The 15,577-nt window shown below is 45.7% G+C and carries 12 protein-coding genes, 1 tRNA gene and 1 pseudogene; 13 read left to right on the top strand and 1 reads right to left on the bottom strand.

Annotated elements, in window-relative coordinates; all coding sequences use genetic code 11:
- Both CIB36_RS06975 and CIB36_RS06970 read left to right on the top strand, forming a co-directional pair.
- Window positions 1-1,131: a peptidoglycan recognition protein family protein gene (locus tag CIB36_RS06975; protein WP_093988786.1), complete on the top strand. Its 1,131-nt coding sequence runs from the start codon at window positions 1-3 to the stop codon at window positions 1,129-1,131.
- Between the two features lie 197 nt (window positions 1,132-1,328).
- Complete coding sequence (locus CIB36_RS06970) at window positions 1,329-1,958, top strand: hypothetical protein (protein WP_229408209.1); 630 nt, start codon at window positions 1,329-1,331, stop codon at window positions 1,956-1,958.
- An 84-nt stretch (window positions 1,959-2,042) separates the two neighbouring features.
- On the opposite strand, the gene CIB36_RS06965 is transcribed toward CIB36_RS06970, so the two are convergent.
- The gene (locus CIB36_RS06965) at window positions 2,043-2,876 is read right to left on the bottom strand and encodes a DUF368 domain-containing protein (protein ID WP_093988785.1); all 834 of its coding nucleotides are present in this window, start codon (window positions 2,874-2,876) and stop codon (window positions 2,043-2,045) included.
- 231 nt (window positions 2,877-3,107) lie between these two features.
- On the opposite strand from CIB36_RS06965, the gene CIB36_RS06960 reads away from it, so the two are divergent.
- The 11 genes and pseudogenes from CIB36_RS06960 to CIB36_RS06910 all read left to right on the top strand — a co-directional run bounded on the left by CIB36_RS06960 (window position 3,108) and on the right by CIB36_RS06910 (window position 15,551).
- Window positions 3,108-3,974, top strand: coding sequence for a sigma-E processing peptidase SpoIIGA (locus CIB36_RS06960; protein ID WP_093988784.1), 867 nt, complete (start codon window positions 3,108-3,110; stop codon window positions 3,972-3,974).
- An 18-nt stretch (window positions 3,975-3,992) separates the two neighbouring features.
- Window positions 3,993-4,706, top strand: coding sequence for an RNA polymerase sporulation sigma factor SigE (sigE, locus tag CIB36_RS06955; RefSeq protein ID WP_093988783.1), 714 nt, complete (start codon window positions 3,993-3,995; stop codon window positions 4,704-4,706).
- 75 nt (window positions 4,707-4,781) lie between these two features.
- A tRNA-Thr gene (locus CIB36_RS06950) sits at window positions 4,782-4,857 on the top strand.
- 580 nt (window positions 4,858-5,437) lie between these two features.
- Window positions 5,438-5,740: pseudogene (locus CIB36_RS13760) on the top strand (hypothetical protein); the annotation flags it as partial.
- A gap of 898 nt (window positions 5,741-6,638) precedes the next feature.
- Window positions 6,639-8,066 (top strand): sucrose phosphorylase, encoded by a 1,428-nt coding sequence (gene gtfA, locus CIB36_RS06940; protein ID WP_093988781.1) that lies wholly within the window; start codon window positions 6,639-6,641, stop codon window positions 8,064-8,066.
- A gap of 84 nt (window positions 8,067-8,150) precedes the next feature.
- Window positions 8,151-9,476, top strand: a complete 1,326-nt coding sequence (locus CIB36_RS06935) for an ABC transporter substrate-binding protein (protein ID WP_093988780.1) — start codon at window positions 8,151-8,153, stop codon at window positions 9,474-9,476.
- A gap of 226 nt (window positions 9,477-9,702) precedes the next feature.
- Window positions 9,703-10,584: a carbohydrate ABC transporter permease gene (locus CIB36_RS06930; RefSeq protein WP_203226437.1), complete on the top strand. Its 882-nt coding sequence runs from the start codon at window positions 9,703-9,705 to the stop codon at window positions 10,582-10,584.
- A complete protein-coding gene (locus tag CIB36_RS06925; protein WP_093988779.1) occupies window positions 10,584-11,444 on the top strand; it encodes a carbohydrate ABC transporter permease in 861 nt (286 codons plus the stop codon). Before CIB36_RS06930 ends, CIB36_RS06925 begins: the two co-directional genes overlap by 1 nt.
- 204 nt (window positions 11,445-11,648) lie before the next feature.
- Complete coding sequence (locus CIB36_RS06920) at window positions 11,649-12,641, top strand: LacI family DNA-binding transcriptional regulator (RefSeq protein ID WP_093988778.1); 993 nt, start codon at window positions 11,649-11,651, stop codon at window positions 12,639-12,641.
- 59 nt (window positions 12,642-12,700) lie between these two features.
- The gene (locus tag CIB36_RS06915) at window positions 12,701-13,801 is read left to right on the top strand and encodes an ADP-ribosylglycohydrolase family protein (RefSeq protein ID WP_158662614.1); all 1,101 of its coding nucleotides are present in this window, start codon (window positions 12,701-12,703) and stop codon (window positions 13,799-13,801) included.
- Window positions 13,802-13,895: 94 nt separating this feature from the next.
- Window positions 13,896-15,551, top strand: a complete 1,656-nt coding sequence (locus tag CIB36_RS06910; protein WP_093988776.1) for an alpha-glucosidase — start codon at window positions 13,896-13,898, stop codon at window positions 15,549-15,551.
- The last annotated feature ends 26 nt before the right edge of the window (window positions 15,552-15,577 follow it).

The raw sequence follows: 15,577 nt of genomic DNA, 5'->3' as shown, positions 1-15,577 counted from the left end.
ATGAGCAACAGCAAATTAGTATCATACACCAAAATTTCCCCCAACAAAAACCCGAGAAAAAATTCAACCTATAACCCGACAGGGAAAATCACAAAGATTACAATTCATCATATGGCGGGAAACCTTTCCGTAGAAAGCTGCGGGAACGTGTTCCAGACAAGGGAAGCAAGCGCCAATTACGGCATTGATTCAAATGGCAGGGTAGGAATGTATGTAGAGGAAAAGGACCGTTCTTGGGCTTCTTCCAGCCGGGAAAATGATTATAAAGCTGTTACGATCGAGGTGGCGAACGACGGCGGGGCGGATACAGATTGGCATGTATCGGACAAGGCTTTAGCCAAACTCATTGATTTATGTGTGGACATCTGCCAGAGAAATGGGATTGATAGGCTGACCTACACCGGGGACAGCAAAGGGAACCTGACCCGGCACAATATGTTTGCTGCTACCACCTGCCCGGGGCCGTACCTGCAAGGGAAGTTTCCGTACATCGCGGAGGAGGTCAACAAGCGCCTAGGCGCGGACAAGCCCTTGTACCGGGTGAGGAAGTCGTGGAAGGAAGCTTCTTCCCAGCTAGGGGCGTTTGAAAAGTTAGACAACGCGAAAGCCATGGCGGACAAAAACAAGGGATATACCGTATTTGACGAAAACGGGAAGGAAGTGTATTCTACAGCCCCCAAAAGCACCAAGATCAACGTGATCTACTGCGTACAAGCAAACGGAAGATGGCTGCCGGAGGTAAAGAACCTTGAGGACTACGCGGGGAATGACAACCAGCCGATCACAGCCCTGATGGTAAAAGTGGACAAGGGCAAGATCAAATACCGGGTACACTTGGCAAAAGAAAACCGCTGGCTGAACTGGATCACTGGGTACAACAAAAACGACTTTAAAAACGGCTATGCCGGGAATGGGAAAGGCCACCCGATCGACGGTGTTCAGATCTATTTCTATACACCGGACGATGTGCGCCCGTACCAGCAGGCATATTACCGGGTGTCCGAAGTGGGGCGTTCCGGGTATCTGCACTGGATTGAAGATACCAGCACCGCCAATGGGTCTGACGGTTATGCGGGCAATCTGAACGGGAAAGCCATTGATAGAATCCAGATTCAAATTAAAGAGAGATAGCAAAAGTAATGCCGCTGAGGAATAACCCCAGCGGCGTTTTTTTATTTTATAAAGAAAGCTATTAAGATTTAATATTTTCGATCTAGCTTGTATCTTGCTCTGATAAAGACTGTATTGACCACCTGCGTGTATATTTCCCAGATACTGCACAGGCAAAGATCGAAGAGGCCAGCAGTGTAAAATGCAGGAATGTACAGGTGATCGACGTTTTGATGGATGTAGAATCGGTCCCGTTCAATAAGGGGTTCTACTCGGTTGACATGACATTTTATTTTGCAGTTCAGTTAGACGTATTCCAACTGCCTTGTTTGACGCCTACAGCAGTAGACGGATTGGCCACCTTTAACAAGAAGGTGATTCTGTACGGAAGTGAAGGGAATGTCAATGTCTTTACTTCTGATACTTCTTCTAGTTGTAATCCGGGCTGCAATTACGGAAAGGATGTTACCCCGCGTGCAACAGTTCAGGTGGTCCAGCCGATCTGCCTTTCCTGTAAGCTGCTGGATTGCTGCCCGCCGCGGGATTGTGCGATCAGCATCCCAATGGCTGTAGCCGGAAAATTTGACGGATGCTTCCGCCCGATGGAAACGACCAGAGTTGTTGAAGTGACATTAGGGGTGTTTTCCATTGTATCATTAGAACGGATCGTACAAATGATGATCCCGGTCTATGATTTCAGTATTCCGGATAAAGAATGTGTGCAGACCAATGACGACCCGTGCGAGCTGTTTAAACGAATCAAGTTCCCAGTAAATGAGTTCTTCCCACCTCGTTTAAATGAGGATGACTGTGAAGTAGAAGACGACGATTCATGCGGCTGCAACTAACGAACATAAGATCCTCCAGGAAACGGAAATCCGTTTCCTGGAGGATCATTTTTACGTGACAAAAAGTATTGACACTAGAATTTGTTATTCCTGCCGCTGTTTTATTTTTACCAGATCCATTTGGCGGGCTGTTAAAAATCCAGCGGCAAAACAGGCCATACTTAGCAGAAGTTGCTCTGTGCCGGCAAAAGAGGTTGGCGCGATCATCAATACAGAAGAGAGCACAAACCCCAGAATGATCCGGGACATAAATGTACCGTGCTCCTTTAACAGTTTGTTGACCACTCTGGAGGCAACTAAAATTGTAACAATAAACCCTATCGCCAGCGGAACTAACACTTGGAGATCCAGCCGGCCTATCCCCTCTGTCATAGGTTGGTAAAGCCCCATAAAAAGCAGTAGGGAAGAGGAACTCAGCCCCGGGATCACCATACTTAAACCCCAGATCAGCCCGCAAAACAGATACCAGAAAAAGTTTGCTTCAATATTGCTCTCGATCCCGGATTCCAGGATGCTAAAAAAGATAAAGGAAAGGACAAGCGTTAAAACAAAACAGGACCATCCCTTTTTGGGAGCGCTGGCCGATGATTTTCTCATCATTTCCGGCACAGTTCCGCAAATCAGCCCAGTAAATAACGCGATCGCAACCGTAGCGGAAGCAATAAAAAGACTTTCTACAACTCTGGCAAGCAAAACAAAGCCCACTAGGCCGCCTAACAAAATGGGAAGGAATAAGGTATACTGCTTGCGGAAAGAGCGGAAGGGATGGACTAAAAACTCCATCATAGGTTCGTAAACGCCAAAGGCAACGCAGAGCACGCCGCCGCTGATCCCCGGTAAAATAGCGCCGGTACCAATCAACGCTCCCTGTAAAAAATAAATCAGCATTTTTATAATTTTTTTTCGGTTTCTCTGCATAGGAAAGGGATCTCCTTTTTAAATAACGATAATATTTCTACTATATCATACCCTAAATGATGAGGAAAGATAAAAACAAAAATTAGTTTTTGTGTATAAAACAGGTAAAATTTGTAAAAGAAAAGAATTTGAAAGGATAAAAACCTGATATTGCCCCCCTGACTTTGACATTTTTTTTCGCCACATAGGGATAAAATAAGGATAGATTTTGGAATAGAGGACAGAACCGACATGGTGATTTATCTGGATGTTTTGGTGTTTATCAATATTTTTGTCACATATTTTTTATTGCTGTCGTCAGGTTTTTTATTACATAGGAAAGCAAAAAAGTGGAGGACCGCCTGCGGCGCCATATTTGGCGGGCTGAGCGCACTGGTGATTTTTCTTCCGCCTATGCCTGGTGTGTTTTTACTGCTGGAAAAGCTTTTGATCTCTGTTGTATTGGTTTTGATCGTGTTTGGATTTGAAAACTGGAAATGGTTTCTCAAACAAACAGCGTCTTTTTATCTGGTCAGTTTTGTGTATGCGGGAGCTATGTCGGCCCTTTGGTTTTTTATCACGCCGGCAGGGATGAGCTATCGCAACGGTGTGGCTTATTTCAATATTTCCGCGGCAATACTGGTGATATCCACTGTTGTGGTTTACCTTGTTTTGTGCCTAGCAGAGCACTTTTTGCACCGAACCCCAAAAGAAGGTCAGATGCTTTTTGTCCGGCTGGATTATGGCGGGAGGGAAGCTATGGTGCGGGCGTTTGTAGACACGGGGAACCAGCTTCAGGATATTATGAGCGGACTGCCGGTGGTAGTTTGCGAATTGAAGGCGTTAAAGGGCTGTTTGCCTGACGAGGTTTATTTTGCGCTCCAGCAGCACAAAGTAGAAGAGATTCAGGGGGAACAGTGGAAGGCTAAGGTAAGAGTCCTGCCGATGAATGCAGTGACCGGAACAGGAACACTTGTGGGATTAAAACCCGATCATATCTGGATAGAGCAGGAACATGCTTCCAAAGAAGTGCAGGCGATCGTCGGCTTTACCGACCAGCCGCTTTCTGACGGGGATTTTTCTATGCTGGTCGGAACATCATTATTAGAAAATACATAAAGAAAGGCTTGAGATAGAATGCAGATATTCCAAACAATTTATAAAAAGATAGACCAGGTACTATTGAAATTATACGCGAAGGGCTGGATCCATTATATCAATGGCCCGCAAACCCTGCCGGCTCCGCTTGGGAGGGAAGAAGAACAGGCGATTTTTGAAAAATTACAGACCCAGCCACAGTATGCAAAGGATATGCTGATCGTACATAATTTAAGGTTGGTCGTATATATCGCAAAAAAATTTGAATCTACAGGGATCAATGTCGAGGACCTGATCTCGATTGGAACGATCGGGCTGATCAAGGCGGTAAATACTTTTTCACCGGAAAAAAATATTAAGCTGGCCACCTATGCCTCCCGCTGTATTGAAAATGAGATTCTGATGTATTTAAGAAAGAATACGCAATGCAAAAACGATATTTCGATCGACGAGCCGTTAAATATCGACTGGGATGGGAATGAACTGCTGCTTTCGGATATTTTGGGCACGGATAATGACAGCATCAACCGGGACATTGAACTGGAAGTAGAAAAGGATCTGCTGAAAAACTGTATTTCAAAGCTGGATGACCGGGAACGGCAGATCATGGAGATGCGATTTGGCCTGCAAGGTGGTAAAGAGATGACGCAAAAAGAGGTAGCGGACTTGATCGGGATCTCCCAGTCTTATATTTCCCGGTTGGAAAAGCGTATCATCCGACACTTAAAGCAGGAATTAGAAAGTGTGATCTGAACGTGAGGAAAGTTGAGATTTTATACTTGACGAACGAGCCTTTTTCCTGTATAATTATATGCGTTGCAAACCTATGCTGGTGTAGCTCAGTTGGTAGAGCAGCGCATTCGTAATGCGCAGGTCACGTGTTCGAGTCACGCCACCAGCTCCAAAGAAAAGCCTTTAGCCATGCGCTTTATGGGCTTTTCTTTTTTTGCGCCTGTAACCGAAATTGTAGTTTTGGTCTTTGTTTGGTGTTTATGGTGAGATCATGGGGAGGGTAAAAATTCCGTTTTCAATTCTTTTTTGTTCGGATTTTCTCGTACTTTGCTATATGTCAAATGGTTTACAAGAGCAGGTCGGTATATAAAAAATAACCCGGTAGAGTTTCAACACCCTGCCGGTTTTTTTCTTTGTTCACTTTTCTTCAATTAAATGTAAGATATTTTTGATTTGATACCTTATTTTCTGCCCTTTTAAGAGCGGGCATATCATGCTGGTGTAAGTTGGGGTGAAATGGATGTGATGTAAAATCGCGATCCTGATCAATGTCATAAGCTCCGGGTTGTTTAGTAGGCTTCACTTTTTGTTACTATTCACTGTTTTTATCCAAATTTCATAGAATGGATCAGTTTGATAAAAATTGAGGGGGTGTAATCAGGTCTATGCCATATTCAGAAAAACCGGAATATTGCCGAAAATACCGTTTGGTTTTCCCGTGCCCCCCTTGCTGTGGCTTTGTTAGTGCGACAGGCCCGACCGGACCACAAGGACCAGCCGGGGATACTGGTGTGACAGGCCCAACCGGACCGCAAGGGCCAGCCGGGGATACTGGTGCGACAGGCCCAACCGGACCGCAAGGGCCAGCCGGGGATACTGGTGCGACAGGCCCAACCGGACCGCAAGGGCCAGCCGGGGATACTGGTGCGACAGGCCCGACCGGACCACAAGGACCAGCCGGGAATACCGGTGCGACAGGCCCGACCGGACTGCAAGGGCCAGTCGGGAATACTGGTGCGACAGGCCCGACAGGAGCGCAAGGGCCGGGGGGAGTTGTCCCACCCTCTTCCTTTGCCTCTTATTTTAATTACGCTATGATATTTGCAGATGGCGCTCAAATCCCTTTAAGTGTGATTACAGAAGATCCCACAGGACAGATTGCTTTGGCCAATGGGACCCAAATTACTTTAAAGCCTGGCTACTATCTTGTTTCATATCATGTTTCAGTCTATTTACGGTCGGCTGGATTCATGCAGGTCACCCCTTCTTACAATGGTGCACCACATCTTGAATTGGGGATCTATTCCCGTACGTCAGAGGCTTCTACTGTTGGCGGGTCCAATACGATCATTATTTCTGTGCCGTCTGATACAAATTTTACTTTGACTTATAATAGTAATGCAATGAGCGTAGAAGGCGCTGCTACGGTTTCGGTCGTAAAATTGCAGGCCTAAAACAGCTTGAGAAGAGAGAAGCCCCACAGATCAAATTCTGTGGGGCTTATTGCTGGGATCATAGAAGGGCTTTTACTTTGAAAATCAAGACTTTGTGTTAAATTGTGTTATTCGATTGACATATAGATACTCCTGTTTTTTGAAGTATTGACGTAAAAATTGCATTTTAAATGTTGAAAAAAATATTCATTATAACTATATTGGGTTTATAAAAACTGTAAAAATTCATGGGTAAAGTAATAATATGTTGTGAATAATGCAAAAAATATGTGTGTAAATATTGTGCAAAAAATAGAATTGCAAACTTTATTTATATCAACCGATTGACATGTTAAACGATAGATTATATAATATGTACATAAATTACAAGAGAAATACTACTTTTTCGTGCATAAAAAAGCGCCTATTTTAGGCGCAAAACAGGCGCTTTTTAAAGATTATTTTAGCATGCTCGAAAAATCAGCGATTATACTGCTGTGGCGGATAAAGGAGGCGTTCCATGAAAAATAAAATCATGCTGATCACCTATGCGGACAGTTTGGGGAAGAATTTGGGGGAACTGAAAGAGGTTTTAGATACCTATTTTTCTAAGGCGTTTGGAGGAGTTCACATCCTGCCGTTCTTTCCTTCGTCGGGCGACCGCGGGTTCGCGCCGCTTCGTTATGATGTGACCGATGAAAATTTAGGAACGATGGAACAGGTCCGTGAACTCAGCAAAGACTATTATCTGATGTTTGACTTTATGGTGAACCATATTTCCAAACAGTCCGAATATTTCAAGGATTTCCAGCAAAAGAAAGATGCATCTAAATACAAGGATCTATTTATCCGCTATAAAGACTTTTGGGAAAACGGGGAACCGACTCAGGAGCAGGTGGACAAGATCTATAAGCGGAAACCGCGCGCGCCTTATATAGATGTAGAATTTGCGGACGGAACAAGTGAAAAAATTTGGTGTACCTTTGGGGAAGAACAAATTGATTTAAATGTGGATACCCCTGTTACCCGGGAGTTTATTCGTGAAACATTAGTCGATATGTGTAAAAACGGAGCTTCTATCATCCGTTTGGATGCATTTGCTTATGCGGTAAAACGGCCGGACACCTCCTGCTTCTTTGTAGAACCTGAAATGTGGGATTTGCTGCAAGAGATCGAAGATACGGTAAAACCTTATGGCGTCACGATCCTTCCGGAGATCCACGAACACTATTCTATCCAAATGAAGATTGCAGCAAAGGGTTTTTGGGTGTATGATTTTGCACTACCGGTTTTGGTGCTGCACGCACTGTATTCGGGCAGGGGCGACCGTTTGAAAAACTGGATCGACCAATGTCCGAAGCATCAGTTTACGACCTTAGATACCCACGACGGGATCGGGATCGTTGACGTAAAAGACCTGCTGACAGATGAAGAAATTGAAGAAACGAAAAATAACATGTTCACAAAAGGCGCCAATGTAAAACGCATCTATAACACAGAGGCGTACAACAATCTGGATATTTATCAGATCAACTGTACTTATTATTCGGCGCTTGGAAATAATGACAAGGCTTATTTGCTGGCCCGTGCAATTCAGTTCTTTGCTCCGGGAATCCCGATGGTTTATTATGTTGGGGCAATGGCCGGCGAAAATGATTTGGAGCTTTTGGAAGCGACCAAAGAGGGGAGAAATATCAACCGTCATTATTACACCAAAGAAGAAATTGCGGAAAACTTTGCAAACCGGAAGATCGTAAATGATCTGCGTGAGCTGATGGAATTCCGCAATACCCATCCGGCATTTGCGGTAGAGGGTGAATGCAAAACAGAACTTCCACGGGAAAACGTACTTCGGATCACAAGAAGCAGCAAAGAAGGAACCGCCGTTCTGGAAGCTGACCTGAAGACCCATGAGTTCACCATCACTTGTTCGGAACAGGGAGAATGATCGTGTTTATAATATGGGTCGACAGCCCATATTACATAAAGCAAAGACTTAAAGCAAAGGCCAATATTTTTAGGAGGAATAGCTATGAAAAACAAAAAAGTTCTCAGCGTATTGCTGGCGGCTGCTATGGCGGCAACTCTTGTCGCAGGATGCGGCTCTGACGACGGAAAAGACAATGCTTCCGGAGATTCAGGAAAAACGGGAAGCGGCGATGTGACTCTTTCGATCGTTGGAATTAAATCTGAAATCTATGATCAATGGGAAGCAATGCAGGAAGAATATACTGATATCGCTGGCTTAAAAGGCTTTGAGATGCAGGTAACCGGCGACGAAACGATCTATTCTTATATGCAGAAAGCTTATGCGGCAGGGAACGAAACTGTATTGGCAATGTTTGACCCGACCAACGTATATGATTTTGGTGAACAATATGCGGTTGACCTGTCTGGCGAAAGCTGGGTGAAAGATACTGACTGGGCTATTTCTATAGGCGATAAAGTTGCGTCTTTCCCATTCTGCATCGAAGGCCGCGGTATTGTTTATAACAAGACTGCAATTGAAAAAGTCACCGGCGAAACCTTTGATCCAAAATCGATCACTTCTTTGGCTGATTTCACCGCTTTGTGTGATAAACTGGTAGCAGGCGGCATGAAATCCCCGGCAGCGATCGCTCAGGAAGACTGGTCTTTAGGCGCTCACCTGTTCACTCTTGCTTATGAACAGCAGGATTTCACAGAGGAAGGAACCTCTGCATTCATCCACGAAATTGTTGACGGAACCAAAGATTTTGCTACTAACGAACGCTACAACTCTGTTATGGATACAGTAGACGCATTGCGTAAGTACAACATTTATGCAAATGACCCGCTTTCTGCTGATTATGACATGATCGCTTCCTACATGGCAGACGGAACCATTGCTTTCTGGTTCAACGGTAACTGGGCTTGGCCAAACATCAGCGAATATGTAACTGATGAAAGCGCTGAATTTGGTATCATGCCACTGGTTCAGGACACTTCTGCTGATGATAAGGCAAACAGCATGATTTCTGGTACGGCAACAAAACAGATCATCATCAACAACACTGCTTCTGAAGCAGAACAGCAGGCTGCAAAAGACTTCCTGACTTGGCTGGCAGAAGATGATGCAGGAAAATCTTTCTTGGTAGAAAAAGCAAACCTGGTTTCTCCATTCAACAACAACACCCTGGAAAATAGCGACCCATTGAGCGTTTCTGTAAAACAGCACGTTGCTGATGGCACCATGTATCCAACTTGGAACCGTGCGCCTGGTGACCACCTGACTGTTGTAGGTGGCGCAATGCAGAAATATCTGGCTGATGGCAACCGTGATGCATTGGCTTCTTCTGTTGTTGACTACTGGACAAAGAACGTCGATAAAATCGACTAAGTTTTAATGAAATGTCATTCGCTATGACTTTGTTTTCCCCCGGCTCGTCCGGGGGAAGATTTATAAACAAAAGGGGCAGCATAAAACCTCTTTCCCCGGCTGTTTGTAATTTTTCTGCTTGATTAGTCTAAACGGTGACCAGCAGGGCAAAGCTTTGCCTTGCGGACGCCTTAGGCGGGATATTTGTTTTCCGCGAAATGGCATAAGAAAGGAAAGGGGCCTTATTATGGAAGAGAAAACATTTTTAGGCAAAACAAAACACTTTTTGATGTTTGCAGGCCCTGCGATGGTGGGGTTTATTGCAGTCGTTATAATTCCCTTCATCTATGGTCTTTACCTGACTTTTACGGATTGGGGCGGCATTGGAAACCATAAAAATCTGGTGGGATTTGCAAATTATATTACGGTATTCCAGGATGGCGCCTTTTGGAAATCGTTGCTGCTGACATTGGGTTATGTAATTGTTTCTGTCATCATGATCAATATAGTAGCGTTTATTTTGGCATATTTGCTGACCAGCGGAATGAAAGCGCAGAATTTCCTTCGGGCTGGATTTTTTACCCCGAACCTGATCGGCGGTATCGTACTAGGGTTTATCTGGGAGTTTGTATTCACAAGAACACTGCCGGTAATTGGACAGACACTGGGGATCCCATTGTTTGAAAAATCATGGCTTTCCGACCCGACTACTGCATTTTGGGCATTTGTCATTGTAACAGTATGGCAGTATTCCGGGTATATGATGCTGATTTATGTGGCGGGCTTTGTCGGCGTTCCAAAGGATCTGACTGAAGCGGCCAGTATAGATGGATGTACTGGTTTCCAAGTGACCCGTTATGTTACCATTCCATTGATGGTTCCATCATTTGTTATCTGTCTGTTCCTGTCGGTAACCCGTACTTTTATGGTTTACGACTTGAACCTTTCGTTGACAAACGGCGGACCGTATGAATCGACTAAGATGGCTGCAATGTATGTATATCAGATGGCTTTCAACTCACAGAGATATGGAGTTGGGCAGGCCGAAGCCATTATTTTGTTTGTTGTAGTTGCGGCAATAGCACTGACACAGACCTATCTGGGCAAGAGAATGGAGGTTGATGCGTAATGAGTAAAAGCGTGATCGGCGGAACCAAAGCGCGGGTCGGCCACATTGTGAAACTGGTGGTTTTGTTTATTCTTTTGATCGCGTATATGTTCCCATTCTTTATGGTCCTGATCAATTCCTTTAAGCGGAAGGTCAGTATTGTACGGAACCCGCTTTCTTTGATTGACACACAGGGCTTCTACTTCGACAACTATCCGGAAGCGTTTGAATCCATGCGTTTTCCGCTGTCCTTTATGAACTCGTTTTTGATCACAGTGATCAGTATGATCATCATCGTGCTGTTTGCAGCAATGGCAGCATATGTATTTGTCCGGACAAAATATCTGGCCAGCCGGATCTCCTTTGGGATGATGCTGGCAGCGATGATCATTCCGTTCCAGGCATTGATGATCCCGTTGGTCAGCATTTATGGAAACACCTTGAATCTGCTGAACAACCGTGCAACACTGATCTTTTTGAATTTCGGCTTTGGTATGGGTCTTGCGGTATTTATGTACCACGGGGCGATCAAATCCGGGGTCCCGATTTCGCTGGAGGAAGCGGCGTTATTAGACGGGTGTAATAAATACCAGACGTTTTTCCGGGTCGTATTCCCGTTGCTGAAAACAATGACCTCCACCCTGGTGGTGTTGGACGTTTTGTGGTTGTGGAACGACTATTTGATGCCGAGCTTGATTTTGACAAAACGCGATTTGTTTACCTTGCCTTTGTCAACTTACCGGTTCTATGGTACTTATACCTCAGACCTTGGACTGATCATGGCGGCGTTGGTTATGACGGTGACCCCAGTTATTATTCTGTATCTGTTCTTACAGCGCCATATTATTGCCGGCGTTGTTTCCGGGGCTGTCAAATCGTAATAGGCCTTTTGTAAAAAGGATTCTCTATCGTATCGCCTGTGCGATATGATAGAGAATTTGTGCCATTATGAACAATACGGGGGTACGACTGGTGAAACAGAGAAGCAAAATAGGGTCAAACAATTTTTTCGGAGGGATCATACTAGGATATTGAATGCGATTTAATAAATATTTATTATATTCCGAAGAAAGGTGGTTTTGGCCATGAGTACCTTAAAAGATGTATCTGAACGGGCAGGGGTCACGGTAACGACGGTATCGCGGGTATTAAATAACCGGGGATATATCAGCGAAAAGACCCGTGCTAAAGTATATCAGAGCATGAAAGAATTGAATTACCAGCCCAATGAGCTGGCACGCTCACTGACAAAAAAACATTCCAATATGATCGGGGTGATTGTCCCCACGATCCAGCATCCGTTTTTTAGCCAGTTAGCTTATTATTTAGAGCAGTACTGCTTTAAGAAAAATTTTAAGATCCTTTTGTGCAATTCCCAAGCTCAGGTAGAAAAGGAGCAGGAATATATTGACATGCTCAAATCTAATCAGGTTGCCGGAATGGTAATCGCCAGCCGGACGCCTGATGTAGAAAAATATGTAGAGCGCGATATGCCCATTGTCATGATCGAGCGCCAGTCCGGAGGATATGGAATCAATATCCGCTGTGACAACGAGCAGGGGGGCGAGCTTGCAACACGTCACCTGATCGAATGCGGGTGCAAAAAGCTTCTGCATATCAGCGGTGAATTTTCTAAAGGGCTTCCGGGCGATAGGCGTGCAGTTGCTTTTGAACGGGTATGCCAGGAAGCGGGGATCCCTTACCAAATCTTTGCAACCACGGAACAGGAATTTTACACACGTTCTTATACGCAGATTATCCAGGAAGTATTTGCGCAGATGCCTGATGTAGACGGAATCTTTGCCAGTAATGACACCATGGCCGCGCAGATCTTGCAGTATTGCCATGAGCATGGGATTAATGTTCCGGAGCAGTTGCAGGTCGTCGGGTTTGACGATGTGGAACTGTGCCAGCTGACAACTCCGCAGCTGACAACGATCCATCAGCCTGTCAAAAAGATGGCAGAGGTCGCGGTTAACAGCATTATTGGACGGCGAAGCAAAAAAGTGATTGCAACGCGTACAGTCCTGCCGGTCGAATTAAAGGTACGGGGAAGTACGCGTCCCAAATCTGTATAGCCTGATAAAACGGCCAATTTTGATAGAATCGGTTGATGTTTTCAGGGAGGAAAACAACGATGCATAAGAACGAACAAATTTTTGATAAGATATACGGCGCATGGACTGGAATGATCGCGGGAAACAACAATGGTTTGTTTTTTGAAAATAAGTATCAGGATCAGCCCGTCGAAGAACACATTGATGGAATATTGACCTCTGTAAATCGGTATCAGCACACCGACTGGGCGTTCAATGTATATGATATCTTGCTTAGATACGGTGGCATGGCTGACGATGATACTCTAATGGAATGGCTGATGGTAGAGGAGATCCTTAAATTAGGGCGTTATCCAACTCCAGAGGAATTAGGACAGGTATGGGTCAAAAACCTTAACTACCGAAACTTTGGGGAAGGCCGGCACGCGATCGAACAGTTTGCCAAAGGGGTTAAACCCCCGGAACATCTGGACATCGATTCGGGGATCCCGCTGACAGAATATTTTAAGGATTGGGGTATCTGCGCCCTGATTTATAATGAGATCCTTGGGATTTTGACCTATCGGCATCCGGAAACGGTTAGAAGCCGTGCGCTGGAATACGGCTCTATGGTGAATCGCAGAGAAGGCTGTGAAGGGGCTGTGTTTGGCGCGGCGCTTCAAAATGCCGCAATGAGGATGGACCGGGTGACCGATATCATTGAATATGCGCTGTCTGAGCTGGACCACGACACCGTCTTTTCACAGGAAGTGGAACGAGCCTATGCAACCGCACGTGCAAACACGGACTGGAAACAAGCCAGAAAGGACTTTCTTTCGGCCCTTCCGGAACATCATATAGCGGATGCGATTCCAAATGCGGGGCTGGTATTGTTGGCTCTGTATTTCGGAAAAGGGGATTTTGCAGAAACGATGAGCTTGTCTATCCAACTGGGGTATGATACCGACTGCAATGCCTGTACCGTTGGGGGCGTGATGGGCGCTGTTGTTGGAGAAAAGGCGATCCCGGAAAGCTGGAAAGAGTTCCTGAACGGGATCATGGTAAACATGATCTGGGACAAATGGGACCAGTACGACGGTTGCCAGAGATATGAAAAATATGCCTTTGAGCTGCCGGAGAAGATCAGTATCAAAGAACTGGCAGAAAAAACAATGAAGGCGGCAGAGATCGTATCAAAATAACGAGTTTCCTGTCGCTGGACAGACAGCCGGGGACAGACGGATCCCCGGCTGTTATTTTTATGATACGGAAGGACACGAAGGGAGGAAACTGTAGATGAAGCAAGATTGGTGGAAAGAGGCGGTCGTATATCAGGTATACCCGCAAAGCTTTTGCGATACCAACCACGATGGGATCGGGGATTTTAATGGGATTCGCAGCAAGCTGGATTACTTAAAGGAACTAGGGGTCAACTTAATTTGGATCAACCCCTGCTATCAGTCCCCGATGGTGGACAATGGCTATGATATTTCCGACTATTATCAGGTCAACCCGATGTTTGGAACAAATGAGGACCTTGACGCTCTGATTCAGGAAGCGAAGGAAAAAGGGATCGGTGTTTTACTGGACTTGGTGGTCAATGACTGTTCAGACGAACATCCGTGGTTCCAAAAAGCAGTACAGGACCCGGAAAGCGAAGAAGCGGATTATTTCATCTTTAAAACAACAGAGGACGGCCAGCCGCCTAACAACTGGCGTTCAAACTTCGGCGGTCCGGCATGGACACAGGTTCCGGACGGAAGATGGTACCTGCATACCTTTGACAAACGCCAGCCGGACTTTAACTGGGAGAACCCAGACCTGCGGGAAAAACTTTATAATATGGTAAACTGGTGGCTGGATAAAGGGATCGCGGGGTTCCGGGTGGACGCGATCACCTTTATCAAAAAGGATCTGACCTTTGCCTCCGTTCCAACGCCGGACGGTTCGCTTTACCAGATCGAAAACTACCAGAACTACCCGGGGATCGGTGAATTTCTGACCGAGCTGCGGGACCGGACCTATGGCAAACGGAACGCCATGACAGTGGCGGAAGCAGTCGGCGTTTCAATGGACTACTTCCCTGATTATGCAGGGGAAAACGGATATTTCTCTATGATCTTTGATTTTAACTGGTACGATATGAAGGGGGAGGCGGACAAATCCTCCAAAGAAGCAGTGCACCGCTGGCGGCAGAAGATGTTTGATTCCCAGGAGCAAATCTCAAGCTTAGGCTGCTGGAGCGGGGGCGTTTTGGAAAGCCATGACGAGCCGCGCGGGATCAATAAGTTTTTGGAACCGAAAGACCAAAGCCGTACCTCCGCGGCATGCCTGGGAACGATCTATTTCTTCCTGCCGGGGACGCCGTTTATCTACCAGGGACAGGAATTGGGGATGACCAACAGCGTTTGGAACAGCATTGAGGATTTTAAAGACGTTATGGTGCATAACCGTTACCGGGAATGTGTGGAAAACGGAGGAGATACCGAAGCACTGCTGCAAGAACTGAGGGAATACAGCCGGGACAACGGACGTACCCCGATCCAGTGGGATGACAGCGAATATGCAGGCTTCAGTGATACTGAACCATGGATCCCGGTCAATCCGAATTATCCGCAGATCAATGCGGCCGCTCAGCAGGGAGATCCAAGCTCAGTGCTGTCCTATTATAAAAAGCTGGTAGCACTGCGGCGTGATCCGAAATGGAAAGAGATTTTCTCTGAAGGGAAGTTTATCCCGCAAAGAGAGGCGGAGGACTATTTGATTGCATACCGCAGGGTGCTGGAGGACAAGACGGCAGGGATATTCTGCAACTTCACAGGCAAGGCGCAGACAGTTCGTGTAAGTGAAGAAGTAGAAGAGATTTTGCTGAATAACTGTGATAATTTGGAGCAGGAGGCCGGAACGCTGACAATGGCTCCTTATCAGGCGGTGGTCCTTTCCTTGAAATAAGGGGAGAATACCATAGGACAAAATGT

Source organism: Massiliimalia timonensis, from assembly GCF_900186585.1.
Classification (GTDB): Bacteria; Bacillota; Clostridia; order Oscillospirales; family Ruminococcaceae; genus Massiliimalia; species Massiliimalia timonensis.
This window is presented reverse-complemented; position numbering and strand designations above follow the sequence as displayed.

Bases quoted from the DNA above. Each gene is read 5' to 3' on its own strand.
- CIB36_RS06975 (WP_093988786.1), top strand. From the start codon at position 1: ATGAGCAACAGCAAATTAGTATCATACACCAAAATTTCCCCCAACAAA.
- CIB36_RS06965 (WP_093988785.1), bottom strand. From the start codon at position 2,876: ATGCAGAGAAACCGAAAAAAAATTATAAAAATGCTGATTTATTTTTTA.
- CIB36_RS06960 (WP_093988784.1), top strand. From the start codon at position 3,108: ATGGTGATTTATCTGGATGTTTTGGTGTTTATCAATATTTTTGTCACA.
- sigE (WP_093988783.1), top strand. From the start codon at position 3,993: ATGCAGATATTCCAAACAATTTATAAAAAGATAGACCAGGTACTATTG.
- gtfA (WP_093988781.1), top strand. From the start codon at position 6,639: ATGAAAAATAAAATCATGCTGATCACCTATGCGGACAGTTTGGGGAAG.
- CIB36_RS06935 (WP_093988780.1), top strand. From the start codon at position 8,151: ATGAAAAACAAAAAAGTTCTCAGCGTATTGCTGGCGGCTGCTATGGCG.
- CIB36_RS06930 (WP_203226437.1), top strand. From the start codon at position 9,703: ATGGAAGAGAAAACATTTTTAGGCAAAACAAAACACTTTTTGATGTTT.
- CIB36_RS06925 (WP_093988779.1), top strand. From the start codon at position 10,584: ATGAGTAAAAGCGTGATCGGCGGAACCAAAGCGCGGGTCGGCCACATT.
- CIB36_RS06920 (WP_093988778.1), top strand. From the start codon at position 11,649: ATGAGTACCTTAAAAGATGTATCTGAACGGGCAGGGGTCACGGTAACG.
- CIB36_RS06915 (WP_158662614.1), top strand. From the start codon at position 12,701: ATGCATAAGAACGAACAAATTTTTGATAAGATATACGGCGCATGGACT.
- CIB36_RS06910 (WP_093988776.1), top strand. From the start codon at position 13,896: ATGAAGCAAGATTGGTGGAAAGAGGCGGTCGTATATCAGGTATACCCG.